We start from the raw sequence: 16,046 nt of genomic DNA, 5'->3' as shown, positions 1-16,046 counted from the left end.
GTCACGCAGCGTACTGCGCCTTACATCATCACGACGTCAAACTGCTCCTGGTTATAGAGCGGTTCAATTTGTACTTTTACCTGTTTGCCGACAAAGATTTCCACTTCCGCCAGCGCGTGTGACTCTTCGCCTTTCAGCGCTTCAGCCACCGCAGGGGAAGCATAGACCAGAAAACGATCGGAGTCGTAGGCATGATGAACACGAACGATTTCACGCATAATCTCGTAGCAGACGGTCTCAACCGTCTTTACCGTTCCGCGCCCATGGCAGGTTGGGCATTCATTACATAGCACATGCTCCACGCTCTCACGGGTGCGCTTACGCGTCATTTCCACCAGCCCCAGCTGCGAGAAGCCGTTGATGCTGGTCTTCACGCGATCTTTACTCAGAGCCTGCTCAAGCGAGTGCAGCACGCGGCGACGATGGTCTTCATTACTCATATCGATGAAGTCGATGATGATAATGCCGCCCAGATTGCGCAGACGAAGCTGGCGCGCAATCGCCTGCGTGGCTTCGATGTTGGTGTTGAAGATGGTGTCATCCAGGTTGCGATGGCCGACGAACGCGCCGGTGTTGATATCGACGGTGGTCATCGCTTCGGTCTGATCGATGATCAGATAGCCGCCGGACTTCAGCTCAACCTTACGCTCCAGCGCACGCTGGATCTCGTTTTCGACATCATAGAGATCGAAGATCGGCTGACGTCCGGAATAATGCTCCAGCAGGCCAGGCATCTCCGGGATATATTCGGCGGTAAACTCCAGCAGCGCTTCATACGTTAGGCGAGAGTCCACGCGAATGCGGTCGAGCTGCGCATCAGCAAAGTCACGCAGAACGCGCTGAGCCAGCGCCAGTTCACCGTAGAGCTGGTAGCGGGTCTGGTTGCGTTTTTTACGCTCCATCACTTTTGTCCAGACGCGCTTCAGGTATGCCGCATCCGACGCCAGGTCTTCTTCGCTAATTCCTTCCGCAGCGGTACGGATGATAAACCCGCCCTGTTCATCGCAGTAGGCGCTGACCACTTTCTTCAGACGCTCGCGCTCGGTTTCGCTCTCAATACGCTGTGAGACGCCCACGTGCGACGCGCCGGGCATAAAGACCAGATAGCGGGAAGGTAAGGTGATGTCGGTGGTCAGACGGGCGCCTTTGGTACCAAGGGGATCTTTCACCACCTGCACCATCAGATCCTGTCCCTGACGCACCAGTTCAGAAATATCGCGCACGGCAAACTGCTTTTGCTCTTCGCCCGCGACGCACTCGGTGTGCGGCATGATATCGGAGGCATGTAAAAATGCCGCCTTATCCAGTCCAATATCTACAAAAGCCGCCTGCATACCCGGTAGTACACGACTGACACGACCTTTGTAGATATTGCCTACTATTCCGCGCCGCGCTTCACGCTCAATATGAATTTCCTGAAGAATGCCACCATCAATATAGGCCACACGGGTTTCCGATGGCGTTACGTTTACCAACAATTCAGCCGTCATAATTATCCCTTCCCTCACGCAGTGAGTTAAAATTGCTCAGCAACTCATACGTTTCCACCAGCGGTAAGCCGACTACGGCGTGATAGCTGCCATTAATCTTCCTGACAAAACAGCCACCCAGCCCCTGAATACCGTATGCACCTGCTTTATCCATCGGTTCACCGCTGGCAATATAAGCGGCGATGTCGTCGTCGGTAAGTACTCTGAAGGTCACTTCCGTCACCACCAGGCAGTCCAGCACGTGCTGGCGATCGGCCAGCGCGACGGCCGTCATCACCTGATGCGTTTGTCCGGACAGCTTGCGCAGCATGCGCGCCGCATGATCGGCGTCGCGCGGTTTCTCCAGCACTTCACCGTTCAGGATAACGATGGTATCTGCTCCCAGCACGGGAAGATCGCGTGGCACACTGGCCACGCCCGCCTGCGCTTTCTCTCGCGCCAGACGTGACACGTACTGTTGAGCGCTTTCGCCCTCAGCACGTTTTTCTTCAATGCCGGTCACGATGCGTTCAAAAGAGACCCCTAGCTGCGTCAGGAGTTCCTGACGGCGCGGGGAGCCGGAAGCGAGATACAAAGACGTCATAGAAACCTTTTATTGCACAGCAAACTGCTGGCGAACCTTACGCATCAGCAGGAATAACCATGGCCAGAGCACACCGTTTACTACACTACTCCAGAACACTTCCGGTCGGAAAGAGACGTTGATCACTAAAAACTCTGCCCAGAAAACAACGATATCCGCAGCGAGCGACAACAACATCACAACCAGGGCCTGTTGCCAGAGCGCAAGGTTACGAAAGAGCTGGAATTTGAGTGCGACGAGGTACGCAATAATGCTCATGGACAAGGCGCGCACGCCAAGCGTAGAGCCACTAATGAGATCCAGTATGGCACCCATCACGAAACCTGTGCCGACATTTACGCGATGCGGCAGGGCAAGGATCCAGTAGAGCAAAATGAGCAATACCCAGTTTGGCCGGAAAACGAGAATGTCATCCGGCCAGGGCATCACTTGCAGCAACAGTGCAATGAGAAACGAGAGCCAGATGACCCAGCGTCCCTGGCTACGATAGCTTGCCACTACTGCCCTCCCGAAGAGAGTTTAGGCGGTGGCGGCGCATCCGGAAGCGGCTGCGTTAACCCTGTTGCCGGCGCCGGGACAGGCGCAGGCGGCCCCATGGAATCCGCAGGCGGGAGAACCTGCGGCATCATCTGCATCAGGCGCTCGTTTGCTACGCGATGCACCTCTTCAGGCGTCATCGGATTAGCACCGTTACGATCGGCGCCCCACAGCAGCAGCAGATAGCGCAGACGCTGCAGACCGGCGGTTGGACGCGCCTGAATCACGGTATAGGCACGCTGGGTATCCAGCTTGACCGAAGAGACCACCGCAACCGGATAGCCTTCAGGGAAGCGGCCACCCAGGCCGGACGTCACCAGCACGTCGCCCACGCGAATATCCGTGTTAGCTGGCAGATGTTCCAGCTGCAGGTCGTCCGTACAGCCGTTACCGGCCGCAATTACGCGGATGTCGTTGCGCAGAACCTGGATCGGCAGGGCATGCGTAGCATCGCAAATCAGCAGCACGCGGCTGGTCAGTTTGGCCACGGCAACAACCTGGCCCACAACGCCTTTATCACTGATAACAGGCTGACCTTCATACACCCCGTTCACGCTCCCTTTGTCGATCACAACCTGATCGCTGTAAGGGTCGTTCACCGTGGAGATCACCTGCGTGACCATTTTCTGCTCATCCTGACGCAGCGGCGAGCCGAGCAGTTCACGCAGACGCGCGTTCTCCTGCTTGTATTGCCCCAGCATCAGCAGTTCGCTGTTTTTCAGCAACAGTTCCTGACGTAATGCCCGGTTTTCGAGTTCGAGTTGGTCACGTGAAGACAGCGTTTGAGAAACGGAGTCGAGCAGTTCACGGGGACCATTTGAAACAAAGTAGAAAGGACTGACGGCGGTATCCATGTACGTTCGGATCTGGCTGAACGTACCGAGGCGGCTATCGGCAATAATGACCCCAAGCGCAACCAGAACCGCCAGAATGAGGCGAAACTGTAGCGATGGGCCACGGCTAAAAATTGGCTTCATAGGCTATGCGTATTCTCGCGTCAGAGAGAAAGGGTAGCAAATTGCTACCCTCTCAAACTCGACTACTCTTCGCTGAACAAATCGCCGCCGTGCATGTCGATCATTTCCAGCGCCTTGCCACCACCACGGGCGACGCAAGTCAGTGGATCTTCTGCAACTACGACAGGAATACCTGTCTCTTCCATTAACAGGCGGTCGAGGTTACGCAGCAGCGCACCACCACCGGTCAGAACCATACCGCGCTCGGAGATATCGGACGCCAGCTCTGGTGGGCACTGTTCCAGCGCAACCATTACCGCGCTCACGATGCCCGTCAGTGGTTCCTGCAGAGCTTCCAGAATTTCGTTGGAGTTCAGGGTGAAACCGCGTGGAACACCTTCAGCCAGGTTACGGCCACGGACTTCGATCTCACGCACTTCATCGCCCGGATACGCAGAGCCGATTTCATGTTTGATACGCTCTGCGGTGGCTTCACCGATCAGAGAGCCGTAGTTACGGCGCACATAATTAATGATGGCTTCGTCGAAGCGGTCACCACCGATACGTACGGAAGAGGAGTACACCACGCCGTTCAGAGAGATAACGGCCACTTCAGTGGTACCACCACCGATATCCACCACCATGGAACCGGTCGCTTCAGACACAGGCAGACCTGCACCGATTGCCGCCGCCATTGGCTCTTCAATCAGGAACACTTCACGTGCACCTGCACCCTGGGCAGATTCACGGATTGCGCGACGTTCTACCTGGGTTGCGCCAACCGGCACACACACCAGAACACGCGGGCTTGGACGCATGAAGCTGTTGCTGTGAACCTGCTTGATGAAGTGCTGAAGCATTTTTTCAGTCACGAAGAAGTCGGCGATAACGCCGTCTTTCATTGGGCGAATAGCGGCGATGTTGCCAGGGGTACGACCCAGCATCTGCTTCGCGTCATGACCCACAGCGGCCACGCTTTTCGGCGAGCCTGCACGATCCTGACGAATGGCCACAACGGAAGGCTCATTCAATACGATGCCTTGTCCTTTTACATAAATAAGGGTATTCGCGGTACCCAGGTCAATGGACAGGTCATTGGAAAACATGCCACGAAATTTTTTCAACATACTAAGGGATAATCCTGAAAGCTGGGGCGGAAAACAAAATCCGCTTACTTTACCAACCACACGCAGCAGCGACAAGGCGCAAAAATCATCTGCAACGGTGAAAATTTGTGCAGTACGTTTCCTGATGTTACAAAATCATCCCCTGACTCCCTCAGGGCTGAGTAAACAGTAGCGTTCCCCACTGACGTTTGTAACCGTTAAAGGTCGTTCACTGGCTTTTTGCTCGACATACTCAAAGCTACAGGCGCGATATTCTACGTGAAAACAGCGTAAACGGCAGGTCAAACAGAGTATCTTTGCAAATATTTTTTCACGTTGGTGTCAAGCGGTTGAGAGGCAGCAAAAAAATCCCCCTGACCACCCATTACACCGCGCTCTGTTAACATCTGCCATTCGCCTCTGGAGCGCACGCCCGCAGCAAATACTTGCGTTCGCGTTCCCTTGCATGCTTCTACCAGACTCTGTACCAGCAGCTGGTTTTCCGTACGCTTCTCAATATTCCTTACCAGCCCTGGATGTAGCTTTAATAACTCCACATCCAGCGTCTTAATCCAGTCGGTACTGACCAGGGTTAAACCTGCCTGCGTCACCGCGACACGCGCACCGAGCGCATTGATCAATCGTACCACCGGACGTAACCGGCTGATGTGTTGACCTACATCGGCCTCAGCAAGTTCAAAAATAATGTGTTTGCGTTGCGATTTTTCGCATTGCATTAATGTATCACGTAGCCAGCGCTGAAAACGTGGGCGTATTAACGACTCCACGGTGACCTGCAGCGCCAGGTTTTCTTCCGGCCAGAAAGATAAAAACGGAATTAACCGGGTAATTTGCTGGCGGTCATACTCTTCGGACAGACCAAATTGCAGGACCATCGGCAGATATTCCGCCGAGATAACCTCTTCCGAACCGTCAAAAATACGACACATCAGTTCACGGTGATGAACGTTACCGTTTTTCATGACCGCGGGTTTTTGATAAATACGCGGTCCGCCGCGGCTAAGCATTTGCTCAATCAGCGTTCGCCAGCGCACGTTGCCGCGCCCTTTTTCCGGCAGAGAGTCATCATACACCGCCCATCCGTTCGCGCCCTGCAACACGGCGTTGCGGGTGGCCGCTTCCGCATGTTCCATCACCTGTTCTGTCGATTGCCCGCCACGCCAGGCGCAGATCCCCATGTGGACCATATCGTCCCTGTCGAGCATTTTGCTCTGCGGCAGCGCATCCACCGCCTTCAGCAGCTGGCTGGCGATGCTTTCTGACTCCTTCAGCGTACGGTGCGGCAGCAACACGGCAAAGTCGCTGCGGTGATAGCGGGCCAGCAGCGCACCAGGGTAGCGCATAATAAAGGTGGAGAGCAGGTTGATAAGCGTAAAAAGATTTTCTTCCGCGGCCCGCTGTCCCCAGGTATCGCGCACGAGATCAAAGTCAGGCAGGCGAATCATCATCACCACCCCGTGTGTTCCCACTTTTTCCGAATCGTCGAGCAGCGTGGCGAGCTGATTATCAAAGAAAAGGCGGTTGTTCAGGCCGGTTTTATTATCCTGGGCGGCATAGGAACGGATCAGCGTATCCATACGGCTGCGCTGGTCGCTGGCAAACTGGATTTCCGAGAGCAGCGTATCCAGCGCGCTGCTGGTGCGTGAAGGCCACTCATGGACTGAACCACGCACCTGCGGGCCGCGCTCACCGTTAAGGATACGCACGGAGCGCATCTCCAGCAGCTCCTGGCCGGAGAGCTGGCGGCGCAGCCAGCGGACCGCGAGAAAGATCAGCAGGACGATAAACGCCACCGCAACGGTGAGCGGCGCGGTGGTCATCATGGAACGGAAATAGCTCGCCATCGGATCGAGGTAGACCATGTGTATGGTCATCCCCGGATTTTTCAGGGAATGCACCGTCACTTCACGATACTGGCTCACCACCCCCGCGGGCAGATAACTTCCCGGCCGTTCGTGGCTTAAAACACGGTGCTTTCCCTGCTGAATGTCGATCCGAACAATATCAACAGGTACCATCAACTCATCGAGCTCACGGGAGAGCACCGGCAGCGGCGTCGTCAGCAGACGCGTATCAATCACCGATGCAACAGACTGTACCCGGTTAACCAGCTTGTCCTGAATGGCGGTGTAAAAGCTCAGGGAGCAGCCCATAAGCGTGACAAAAATGGTAAGCCCCGTCAGCAAGGTGATAAAAGCTGAGAACTTCGTCGTTAATCGCATCCTTGAGATTACTCCGTGGGTTGATGGGGTAGCGAGTAAGCACTAACTTGCATTTCGAATGCGGCATACTACCAAATCGGGTGTATCTGGCAATTTATTGCGTTAAATCGGCACCGCGTTTCCCTGAGCGAGTATAGTCTTCAGAAATTATTTTCCAATCATATGAGTCGAGAGGACCCCGTATGCAGGCTTTGATCTTAGAACAGCAGGACGGCAAAACGCTTGCCTCAGTGCAGGCGGTAGAAGAGAGTCGCCTGCCGGAAGGCGAAGTAACCGTCGACATTGACTGGTCCAGTTTAAATTATAAAGATGCGCTGGCGATTACCGGTAAGGGTAAAATCATCCGAAATTTCCCTATGGTGCCGGGTATTGATTTCGCGGGCCGGGTTCATACCAGCGAGGATCCGCGCTTCCACCCGGGGCAGCAGGTGCTGCTCACCGGCTGGGGCGTAGGTGAAAATCACTGGGGGGGGCTGGCCACGCAGGCGCGCGTGAAGGGCGACTGGCTGGTGCCGATGCCGAAAGGCATGGATGGCCGTAAGGCGATGATCGTCGGAACGGCAGGTTTTACCGCCATGCTGTGCGTGATGGCGCTGGAAGATGCGGGTATCCGCCCTGAATCGGGCGAAATTGTCGTCACCGGCGCCAGCGGCGGCGTGGGCAGCACGGCAGTGACGCTTCTGCACAAACTGGGCTATCAGGTCGCGGCGGTTTCCGGTCGTGAAAGCACCCACGATTACCTGCGCCAGCTCGGTGCAAACCGCATTCTCAGCCGTGACGAATTCGCCGAAACCCGTCCGCTGGAAAAACAGGTCTGGGCAGGCGCGGTAGATACCGTCGGTGATAAGGTGCTGGCAAAAGTCCTGGCGCAGATGAACTACGGCGGCTGCGTGGCAGCCTGCGGACTGGCGGGCGGATTTGCCCTGCCCACCACCGTGATGCCATTTATTTTGCGTAACGTCCGCCTGCAGGGTGTGGATTCCGTGATGACTCCAGCGGCTCGCCGTACGCAGGCATGGGAACGTCTGGTACGCGACCTGCCGGAATCCTTCTACACTCAGAGCGCCACGGAGATCACGCTCAGCCAGGCACCGGAGTATGCCAGTAAGATCATGGACAACCAGTTCCACGGTCGCGCGCTGGTGAAAATCGCCTAATCTTCAAATTTTCGTGACATATTCGCGCGAATCCCTCTCCTCCGTCATGCTTAGGAAAACGCATGACGGAGGATGCCATGAAAAACCGAAAGCTGACGGAAGCCGACGTAACGTCTGAGTCTGTCTTTATGTTACAGCGCCGCCAGATCCTGAAAATGCTTGGCATCAGCGCCACCGCGCTCTCGCTCTCGCCGGCAGCACACGCCGACCTGCTCGACTGGTTTAAAGGCAACGATCGGCCGAAGGCCCCTTCCGGCGCCCCGCTCACCTTTACGAAACCCGCTCAATGGCAGAACAAACTCGCGCTTACGCCAGAAGATAAAGTCACCGGCTACAACAACTTCTACGAATTTGGTCTCGATAAGGCCGATCCTGCCGCCAACGCCGGTAGCCTCAAAACCGATCCGTGGACGCTAAAGATTGATGGCGAAGTGGCGAAACCCCTGACGCTGGACCACCACGATCTTACCACCCGTTTCCCGCTCGAAGAGCGTATCTACCGTATGCGCTGTGTGGAAGCCTGGTCGATGGTGGTGCCCTGGGTCGGCTTCCCGCTGCATAAATTGCTGGCGATGGTTGAGCCCACCAGCAACGCAAAATATGTCGCTTTCCAGACGCGCTATGCGCCGGACGAGATGCCCGGGCAGAAAGATCGGTTTATCGGCGGCGGGCTTGAGTATCCGTATGTGGAAGGGTTACGTCTCGACGAGGCGATGCACCCGCTCACCCTGCTGACCGTCGGCGTTTATGGAAAAGCGCTTCCGCCGCAGAACGGTGCCCCCATTCGTTTAACCGTACCGTGGAAATATGGCTTCAAAGGGATTAAATCTATCGTCAGCATTAAGCTCACCCGCGAGCGACCGCCAACCACCTGGAATCTGGCGGCCCCGGATGAATACGGTTTCTTCGCCAACGTGAACCCGCACGTGGATCATCCGCGCTGGTCGCAGGCAACCGAGCGGTTTATCGGTTCCGGCGGTGCGCTGGACGTGAAGCGCCAGCCGACGCTGCTGTTTAACGGCTATGCGGATGAAGTGGCCTCGCTGTACCGTGGCCTCAACTTACGGGAGAACTTCTGAGTGCGTTTAACGGCAAAACAGATTACCTGGCTGAAAGTGCTGCTGCACCTGGCCGGGCTGCTTCCTTTTATATGGCTGTTCTGGGCCGCCAGTCAGGGGCTATTTAGCGCCGATCCGGCCAAGGATATTCAGCATTTTACCGGTCGGATGGCTCTGAAATTTTTGCTGGCCACCTTGCTCGTCTCGCCGCTGGCGCGCTACGCTAAACAGCCATTATTGATACGCACCCGTCGGCTGTTAGGGCTATGGTGTTTTGCCTGGGCGACGCTGCATCTCACCAGCTACGCTCTGCTGGAGCTGGGAATTAACAATATGGCGCTGCTTGGCCGCGAACTGGTGACACGTCCTTATCTGACGTTGGGTATCGTGAGCTGGGTGGTTTTACTGGCGTTAGCGCTGACCTCCACGCAATATGCGCAGCGAAAGCTGGGCAGGCGCTGGCAGCTGCTGCACAACTTCGTCTATCTTGTCGCGATCCTCGCCCCCATTCATTACCTGTGGTCGGTGAAGATCCTCTCGCCGCAGCCGATCCTTTATGCACTGGCCGCCGTGGCGCTTTTAGCATGGCGTTACAAGAAGTTCCGCCAGTGGTTGCGATAGTTCGCGAAACTGTGCGTTTTCCCGCATATTCCCCGTCAACCGTAAATCTTTTTCGGATAGCGGTTGATAATCTTCCCTGATAAGACCAGTATTTAGCTGCTAAATGCTACGAAATCGTTATAATGTGCGACCTTGGTTCGCCTGACAGCGGTTTTAAGCCTCTGAAAAGGTGACATTTGCGTTTCGAAGGTATATTTTGTTTTTTACCGGAAAATCGCAGGAGATAGCGGCATAATGACTGATAAGTTCCATATCTTAGTTTTGAACGGACCGAACCTGAACATGCTCGGCACCCGTGAGCCAGAGAAGTACGGCACGCTGACATTGAGTGAAATTGTTAACCGTCTGGGAACGGAAGCAGCGTCACTGAATGTGGATTTGGATCATTTTCAGTCGAATGCGGAGTACGCAATCATCGACCGTATTCATCAGGCTAAAGACAATGTGGACTATATCCTGATCAATCCGGCCGCGTTTACGCACACCAGTGTTGCTATCCGCGACGCACTGCTCGCGGTGAGTATCCCGTTTATCGAGATCCACCTGAGTAATGTGCACGCCCGAGAGCCGTTCCGCCACCATTCGTATCTGTCAGATATCGCTGCTGGCGTAATCTGTGGACTGGGCGCTGACGGCTATTCATACGCTTTACAGACAGCGGTAAAACGCTTGTCACAATCACACTAAACAAGAGTACGGAACCCACTCATGGATATTCGTAAGATTAAAAAACTGATCGAGCTGGTTGAAGAATCAGGCATCTCCGAACTGGAAATTTCTGAAGGCGAAGAGTCTGTACGCATCAGCCGTGCAGCCCCAGCCGCTAGCTTCCCGGTAATGCAGCAAGCTTATGCTGCGCCAGTGCAGCAGCCTGCGCTCTCCGCAGCCGTTGCGCCAGCAGCTGAAGCCGCACCTGCCGCTGCAGCAGAAATCAGTGGTCACATCGTACGTTCCCCAATGGTTGGTACTTTCTACCGCACCCCGAGCCCGGACGCGAAGGCGTTCATCGAAGTGGGTCAGAAAGTCAACGTAGGCGATACCCTGTGCATCGTTGAAGCGATGAAAATGATGAACCAGATCGAAGCAGACAAATCAGGTACTGTGAAAGCGATTCTGGTCGAAAGTGGTCAGCCGGTTGAATTTGACGAGCCGCTGGTCGTCATCGAGTAACGAGGCGTACATGCTGGATAAAATTGTTATCGCCAACCGCGGCGAGATCGCATTGCGTATTCTTCGTGCCTGTAAAGAACTGGGCATCAAGACCGTCGCTGTGCACTCAAGCGCGGATCGCGATTTAAAACACGTATTGCTGGCGGATGAGACGGTCTGTATTGGCCCGGCTCCGTCCGTAAAAAGCTATCTGAACATCCCGGCTATCATCAGCGCCGCTGAAATCACCGGCGCGGTGGCAATTCATCCGGGTTACGGCTTCCTCTCTGAGAACGCCAACTTTGCTGAGCAGGTCGAACGCTCTGGCTTCATCTTTATCGGCCCGAAAGCCGACACTATCCGCCTGATGGGCGACAAAGTGTCTGCAATCACCGCGATGAAAAAAGCCGGTGTTCCAACCGTACCAGGCTCTGACGGCCCTCTGACCGACGACATGGATGCTAACCGTGCTCATGCTAAACGCATTGGCTACCCGGTTATCATCAAAGCGTCCGGCGGCGGCGGTGGTCGCGGTATGCGCGTTGTGCGCAGCGATGCTGAACTGGCGCAGTCCATCTCCATGACCAAAGCAGAAGCGAAAGCCGCTTTCAGCAATGACATGGTGTACATGGAAAAATACCTGGAAAACCCACGCCACATCGAAATTCAGGTGCTGGCTGACGGTCAGGGTAACGCGATCTATCTGGCAGAACGTGACTGCTCCATGCAGCGTCGTCACCAGAAAGTGGTCGAAGAAGCACCAGCGCCGGGCATTACTCCGGAACTGCGTCGCTACATCGGCGAGCGTTGCTCCAAAGCGTGTGTCGATATCGGCTATCGCGGTGCAGGTACCTTTGAGTTCCTGTTCGAAAACGGCGAGTTCTATTTCATCGAAATGAACACCCGTATTCAGGTTGAACACCCGGTTACCGAAATGATCACCGGCGTTGACCTGATCAAAGAACAGCTGCGTATCGCTGCAGGCCAGCCGCTGTCCATCAAGCAGGAAGAAGTTGTGGTGAAAGGCCATGCGGTAGAATGCCGTATCAACGCCGAAGACCCGAACACCTTCCTGCCAAGCCCGGGTAAAATCACGCGTTTCCACGCGCCGGGTGGCTTTGGCGTGCGCTGGGAATCTCATATTTACGCCGGTTACACCGTACCGCCGTACTATGACTCAATGATCGGCAAGCTTATCTGCTACGGCGAAAACCGTGACGTGGCGATTGCCCGCATGAAGAACGCCCTGCAGGAGCTGATCATCGACGGTATCAAAACCAACGTTGATCTGCAGATGCGTATCATGAGCGACGAGCACTTCCAGAATGGTGGAACCAACATCCACTATCTCGAGAAGAAGCTCGGTCTTAACGAAAAGTAAGACTGCGCGCACTAAAAGGCCGGATTATCCGGCCTTTTTTATTTCTGGGGTCTGGAAAGCCTCATCATGTACAATCCCCGCTTTCTTCATCCACAAGGGACAAAAAATGGACAAACGTTTTGTTCAGGCCCATAAAGAAGCGCGCTGGGCGCTGTGGCTGACCCTTCTCTATCTCGCCGCATGGTTAGTAACCGCTTACTTACCAGATTCAGCCTCCGGTATAACCGGGCTGCCGCACTGGTTTGAAATGGCGTGTCTGCTGGTACCGTTGATTTTCATTTTGCTCAGCTGGCTGATGGTGCGCTTTATCTTCCGCGATTTCCCGCTGGAGGATAGTGATGCAAACTGAAATCATCACCGTACTGGTTGTCTATTTGATCGTGGTATTTGGTCTCTCTTTCTATGCCATGCGCAAACGCAGTACCGGATCGTTTCTGAGCGAATATTTCCTCGGCAGCCGTTCCATGGGCGGGTTTGTGCTGGCGATGACCCTGACCGCCACGTACGTGAGCGCCAGTTCGTTCATTGGCGGGCCGGGAGCAGCATATAAATACGGGCTGGGCTGGGTACTACTGGCCATGATCCAGGTGCCCACGATTTGGCTGTCACTGGGTATTCTTGGCAAAAAATTTGCCATACTCGCTCGCCGCTATAACGCCATTACGCTAAACGATATGCTGCAGGCGCGTTATCAAAGCCGCGCGGTGGTCTGGATTGCCAGTATCAGCCTGATTGTCGCCTTCGTCGGCGCCATTGCCGTTCAGTTTATTGGCGGCGCGCGCCTGCTGGAAACGGCGGCGGGTATTAAGTACGAGACCGGGCTGCTCATCTTCGGGATCACGATTGCGCTGTACACCGCGTTTGGCGGCTTCCGCGCCAGCGTGCTGAACGACACCATGCAGGGCATGGTGATGCTGATAGGCACCCTTGTGCTGCTGGTCGGCGTCATCTACGCGGCCGGTGGGTTACACAATGCGGTGCAAACGCTGGAACAGATCGATCCTAAACTGGTCAGCCCTCATGGTGCTGACGATATCCTGACGCCTGCGTTTATGACCTCCTTCTGGGTGCTGGTCTGCTTCGGGGTTATCGGTCTGCCGCACACCGCCGTGCGCTGTATCTCCTATAAAGACAGCAAAGCCGTTCACCGTGGGATTGTGATTGGTACCGTCGTTGTCGCCCTTCTGATGCTGGGCATGCATCTGGCGGGCGCGCTGGGGCGGGCCGTATTACCTCACCTGACCGTGCCGGATCAGGTGATCCCTACGCTGATGGTGCAGGTTCTGCCGCCGTGGGCCGCCGGGCTGTTCCTTGCTGCACCGATGGCGGCCATCATGTCCAACGTTAACGCGCACCTGCTTCAGGCTTCCGCCACTATCATCAAAGATCTGTGGCTTAGCGCGCGTCCGGCTAAAATGCATAATGAGCAAAAGCTGAAACGCATCTCGACCTGGACCACGCTGGTGCTCGGCATTCTGATGATGTTAGCCGCATGGCGCCCGCCGGAGATGATCATCTGGCTGAACCTGCTGGCGTTTGGTGGGCTGGAAGCGGTATTCCTGTGGCCGCTGGTGTTAGGGCTCTACTGGGAACGCGCAAACGCGGCGGGCGCGCTGAGCGGCATGATCGTCGGCGGTGTGCTGTATGCCGTCCTTGCAACGTTTAAGATTCAGTACCTGGGCTTCCATCCGATTGTGCCTTCGTTACTGCTAAGTTTACTGGCGTTTGTGGTGGGGAACCGTTTCGGTCAGCCTGTCCCAGAACCCGCTATGATTTCTACTGATAAATAAAGAGTTTTGCCATGCCGTGGATCCAACTAAAACTGAACACAACCGGCGCTAACGCCGAGGAACTGAGCGATGCGCTGATGGAGGCCGGCTCGGTCTCTATCACCTTCCAGGACACGCATGACACGCCGGTCTTTGAGCCGCTGCCGGGCGAAACCCGCCTGTGGGGTGATACCGACGTTATTGGCCTGTTTGATGCCGAAACCGATATGAAAGAGGTTGTCGCGATTCTGGAGAATCATCCTCTGCTGGGCGCGGGCTTTGTGCACAAAATCGAACAGCTGGAAGACAAAGACTGGGAACGCGAGTGGATGGATAACTTCCACCCGATGCAGTTCGGCAAACGTCTGTGGATCTGCCCAAGCTGGCGCGACGTCCCGGACGAGAATGCAGTCAACGTGATGCTTGACCCGGGCCTGGCGTTTGGTACCGGCACTCACCCAACCACCTCGCTGTGCCTGCAGTGGCTGGATGGTCTGGATCTGGACGGTAAGACAGTGATCGACTTCGGCTGCGGATCCGGGATCCTCGCGATTGCGGCCCTGAAGCTGGGCGCGGCAAAAGCCATCGGGATCGATATCGATCCGCAGGCGATTCAGGCCAGCCGCGATAACGCCGAGCGTAACGGCGTGTCCGATCGTCTGGAGCTGTATCTGCCGGATGCACAGCCAGACGCCATGAAAGCCGATGTGGTGGTCGCAAACATTCTGGCGGGCCCACTGCGCGAGCTGGCCCCGTTAATCAGCGTGCTGCCCGTTGAGGGCGGTCTGCTGGGGCTTTCCGGTATCCTGGCAAGCCAGGCGGACAGCGTGTGCGAAGCCTACGCCGATCTTTTCGCTCTCGACCCGGTGGTGGAGAAAGAAGAGTGGTGCCGCATTACCGGTCGTAAAAAATAAGCATTTGGCGTGGTCATCTGACCACGCCTCTCACCCTCTGATAATCCTCTCTCCCCCGTTCATTCTTCGGTAAAATAACCCCACAAATCATGCTGATTTGTATTATAAAAATTCACCGGAAGAATATGATGAAACACATTACAGGCAAGGCAGCGCTGCTGGCGCTGAGCATGATCTCGGTTTCAGCATTTGCGTCACACTGGAGCTACGAAGGGGAAGGTTCTCCGGAACACTGGGGCGAGCTGGACGAGGCATACAAGACCTGTCAAAGCGGAATGAACCAGTCCCCGATTAATATTGATTCGACCGCTCACGCCCATCTCCCTCCGCTTAAAACGCACTACATTGATAGCCCTGTTACGCTGACAAATAATGGCCATACCATTCAGGCCAGCGAAAAAGCAGATACCCGTAATACGATAACCCTGGACAAGCAAACCTGGACGCTACAGCAGTTCCACTTCCATGCGCCGAGCGAAAACACCGTGCATGGCAAGAAGTACGCGATGGAGATGCATCTGGTACATAAAAACAGCGCGGGTGAGCTGGCCGTGGTGGCCGTCATGTTTGATAAAGGTGCTGCGAATCCAGAGCTGGAAAAGCTGTGGAGCGTGATGCCACAGCAGGCTGAACAGAACGTCACCATTGAGAAGGATCTCAACCTGAACAAACTGCTGCCAAAGGTGAAAACCTACTGGCGCTTTAGCGGCTCTTTGACCACGCCACCGTGTTCTGAAGGGGTCACCTGGATCGTGCTCAAACAGCCGTTAACCATCTCAGCAGAACAGCTTGAGAAATTTACTCATACCATGCATCACGATAATAACCGTCCGGTACAGTCTCTGCATGGGCGTGTTGTGGTCGAATAACCGCCCGTCCTGAGGCTTAAGATCATGTTCTAAAATGCGATGCAGATCGCAAAGAAGAGGGAAAATCTGCTGCTAAAAACAGCAGATTATCCCGCTCAAGCCAGCCCTTTATTCAGAAATGATGAGAAGTTACGGGAAATTGTAAGCGCACATAAAATAGCCATTCAAACATAACGCAATGATTTAAATAGTGAATAATTCTTAACGGACAGA

General features: G+C 55.1%; 16 protein-coding genes. 10 read left to right on the top strand and 6 right to left on the bottom strand.

Features of this window, described 5'->3' with window-relative positions:
• Positions 1 to 20 precede the first annotated feature (20 nt).
• The 6 genes from rng to csrD form a co-directional block, all read right to left on the bottom strand.
• The gene (gene rng, locus RVY89_RS22010; protein ID WP_010436156.1) at positions 21 to 1,490 is read right to left on the bottom strand and encodes a ribonuclease G; all 1,470 of its coding nucleotides are present in this window, start codon (positions 1,488 to 1,490) and stop codon (positions 21 to 23) included.
• Positions 1,480 to 2,073, bottom strand: a complete 594-nt coding sequence (locus RVY89_RS22005) for a Maf family protein (RefSeq protein ID WP_371899207.1) — start codon at positions 2,071 to 2,073, stop codon at positions 1,480 to 1,482. The genes rng and RVY89_RS22005 overlap by 11 nt, the downstream gene beginning before the upstream one ends.
• Before the next feature lie 9 nt (positions 2,074 to 2,082).
• Complete coding sequence (mreD, locus tag RVY89_RS22000) at positions 2,083 to 2,571, bottom strand: rod shape-determining protein MreD (RefSeq protein ID WP_023309399.1); 489 nt, start codon at positions 2,569 to 2,571, stop codon at positions 2,083 to 2,085.
• Positions 2,571 to 3,587 carry a rod shape-determining protein MreC gene (mreC, locus tag RVY89_RS21995; RefSeq protein ID WP_023309400.1) on the bottom strand — a complete coding sequence of 339 codons (1,017 nt, stop codon included), beginning with the start codon at positions 3,585 to 3,587 and terminating at the stop codon, positions 2,571 to 2,573. Before mreC ends, mreD begins: the two co-directional genes overlap by 1 nt.
• Before the next feature lie 62 nt (positions 3,588 to 3,649).
• Complete coding sequence (gene mreB, locus RVY89_RS21990; protein ID WP_000913396.1) at positions 3,650 to 4,693, bottom strand: rod shape-determining protein MreB; 1,044 nt, start codon at positions 4,691 to 4,693, stop codon at positions 3,650 to 3,652.
• Positions 4,694 to 4,974: 281 nt separating this feature from the next.
• Positions 4,975 to 6,915, bottom strand: a complete 1,941-nt coding sequence (gene csrD / locus RVY89_RS21985; RefSeq protein ID WP_484826438.1) for an RNase E specificity factor CsrD — start codon at positions 6,913 to 6,915, stop codon at positions 4,975 to 4,977.
• Between the two features lie 182 nt (positions 6,916 to 7,097).
• Here csrD and acuI point away from each other — a divergent pair, with 182 nt between their 5' ends.
• From acuI to RVY89_RS21935, 10 genes are all read left to right on the top strand, one after another.
• A complete protein-coding gene (acuI, locus tag RVY89_RS21980) occupies positions 7,098 to 8,072 on the top strand; it encodes an acrylyl-CoA reductase (NADPH) (RefSeq protein ID WP_484826437.1) in 975 nt (324 codons plus the stop codon).
• 77 nt (positions 8,073 to 8,149) lie between these two features.
• Positions 8,150 to 9,151 (top strand): protein-methionine-sulfoxide reductase catalytic subunit MsrP, encoded by a 1,002-nt coding sequence (gene msrP / locus RVY89_RS21975; RefSeq protein WP_484826436.1) that lies wholly within the window; start codon positions 8,150 to 8,152, stop codon positions 9,149 to 9,151.
• Positions 9,152 to 9,751 carry a protein-methionine-sulfoxide reductase heme-binding subunit MsrQ gene (gene msrQ / locus RVY89_RS21970; protein WP_484826435.1) on the top strand — a complete coding sequence of 200 codons (600 nt, stop codon included), beginning with the start codon at positions 9,152 to 9,154 and terminating at the stop codon, positions 9,749 to 9,751.
• Positions 9,752 to 9,985: 234 nt separating this feature from the next.
• The gene (aroQ, locus tag RVY89_RS21965) at positions 9,986 to 10,438 is read left to right on the top strand and encodes a type II 3-dehydroquinate dehydratase (protein ID WP_024906320.1); all 453 of its coding nucleotides are present in this window, start codon (positions 9,986 to 9,988) and stop codon (positions 10,436 to 10,438) included.
• Positions 10,439 to 10,459: 21 nt separating this feature from the next.
• Positions 10,460 to 10,921: an acetyl-CoA carboxylase biotin carboxyl carrier protein gene (accB, locus tag RVY89_RS21960; protein WP_010436174.1), complete on the top strand. Its 462-nt coding sequence runs from the start codon at positions 10,460 to 10,462 to the stop codon at positions 10,919 to 10,921.
• Between the two features lie 10 nt (positions 10,922 to 10,931).
• Positions 10,932 to 12,281 carry an acetyl-CoA carboxylase biotin carboxylase subunit gene (accC, locus tag RVY89_RS21955; protein WP_023333644.1) on the top strand — a complete coding sequence of 450 codons (1,350 nt, stop codon included), beginning with the start codon at positions 10,932 to 10,934 and terminating at the stop codon, positions 12,279 to 12,281.
• Positions 12,282 to 12,387: 106 nt separating this feature from the next.
• Positions 12,388 to 12,630 (top strand): YhdT family protein, encoded by a 243-nt coding sequence (locus tag RVY89_RS21950; protein ID WP_045329666.1) that lies wholly within the window; start codon positions 12,388 to 12,390, stop codon positions 12,628 to 12,630.
• The gene (panF, locus tag RVY89_RS21945; RefSeq protein WP_484826434.1) at positions 12,620 to 14,071 is read left to right on the top strand and encodes a sodium/pantothenate symporter; all 1,452 of its coding nucleotides are present in this window, start codon (positions 12,620 to 12,622) and stop codon (positions 14,069 to 14,071) included. The genes RVY89_RS21950 and panF overlap by 11 nt, the downstream gene beginning before the upstream one ends.
• An 11-nt stretch (positions 14,072 to 14,082) precedes the next feature.
• Positions 14,083 to 14,964: a 50S ribosomal protein L11 methyltransferase gene (gene prmA / locus RVY89_RS21940; RefSeq protein ID WP_032639765.1), complete on the top strand. Its 882-nt coding sequence runs from the start codon at positions 14,083 to 14,085 to the stop codon at positions 14,962 to 14,964.
• A 128-nt stretch (positions 14,965 to 15,092) separates the two neighbouring features.
• Positions 15,093 to 15,833: a carbonic anhydrase gene (locus RVY89_RS21935; RefSeq protein WP_484827979.1), complete on the top strand. Its 741-nt coding sequence runs from the start codon at positions 15,093 to 15,095 to the stop codon at positions 15,831 to 15,833.
• The last annotated feature ends 213 nt before the right edge of the window (positions 15,834 to 16,046 follow it).

This window comes from Enterobacter sp. 3U4 (assembly GCF_057224565.1).
Note: the sequence above shows the minus strand (reverse complement) of the source record. Positions and strands in the feature narration are given on the sequence as shown.

Bases quoted from the DNA above. Each gene is read 5' to 3' on its own strand.
- rng (WP_010436156.1), bottom strand. From the start codon at position 1,490: ATGACGGCTGAATTGTTGGTAAACGTAACGCCATCGGAAACCCGTGTG.
- RVY89_RS22005 (WP_371899207.1), bottom strand. From the start codon at position 2,073: ATGACGTCTTTGTATCTCGCTTCCGGCTCCCCGCGCCGTCAGGAACTC.
- mreC (WP_023309400.1), bottom strand. From the start codon at position 3,587: ATGAAGCCAATTTTTAGCCGTGGCCCATCGCTACAGTTTCGCCTCATT.
- mreB (WP_000913396.1), bottom strand. From the start codon at position 4,693: ATGTTGAAAAAATTTCGTGGCATGTTTTCCAATGACCTGTCCATTGAC.
- csrD (WP_484826438.1), bottom strand. From the start codon at position 6,915: ATGCGATTAACGACGAAGTTCTCAGCTTTTATCACCTTGCTGACGGGG.
- acuI (WP_484826437.1), top strand. From the start codon at position 7,098: ATGCAGGCTTTGATCTTAGAACAGCAGGACGGCAAAACGCTTGCCTCA.
- msrP (WP_484826436.1), top strand. From the start codon at position 8,150: ATGAAAAACCGAAAGCTGACGGAAGCCGACGTAACGTCTGAGTCTGTC.
- aroQ (WP_024906320.1), top strand. From the start codon at position 9,986: ATGACTGATAAGTTCCATATCTTAGTTTTGAACGGACCGAACCTGAAC.
- accB (WP_010436174.1), top strand. From the start codon at position 10,460: ATGGATATTCGTAAGATTAAAAAACTGATCGAGCTGGTTGAAGAATCA.
- accC (WP_023333644.1), top strand. From the start codon at position 10,932: ATGCTGGATAAAATTGTTATCGCCAACCGCGGCGAGATCGCATTGCGT.
- RVY89_RS21950 (WP_045329666.1), top strand. From the start codon at position 12,388: ATGGACAAACGTTTTGTTCAGGCCCATAAAGAAGCGCGCTGGGCGCTG.
- panF (WP_484826434.1), top strand. From the start codon at position 12,620: ATGCAAACTGAAATCATCACCGTACTGGTTGTCTATTTGATCGTGGTA.
- prmA (WP_032639765.1), top strand. From the start codon at position 14,083: ATGCCGTGGATCCAACTAAAACTGAACACAACCGGCGCTAACGCCGAG.
- RVY89_RS21935 (WP_484827979.1), top strand. From the start codon at position 15,093: ATGAAACACATTACAGGCAAGGCAGCGCTGCTGGCGCTGAGCATGATC.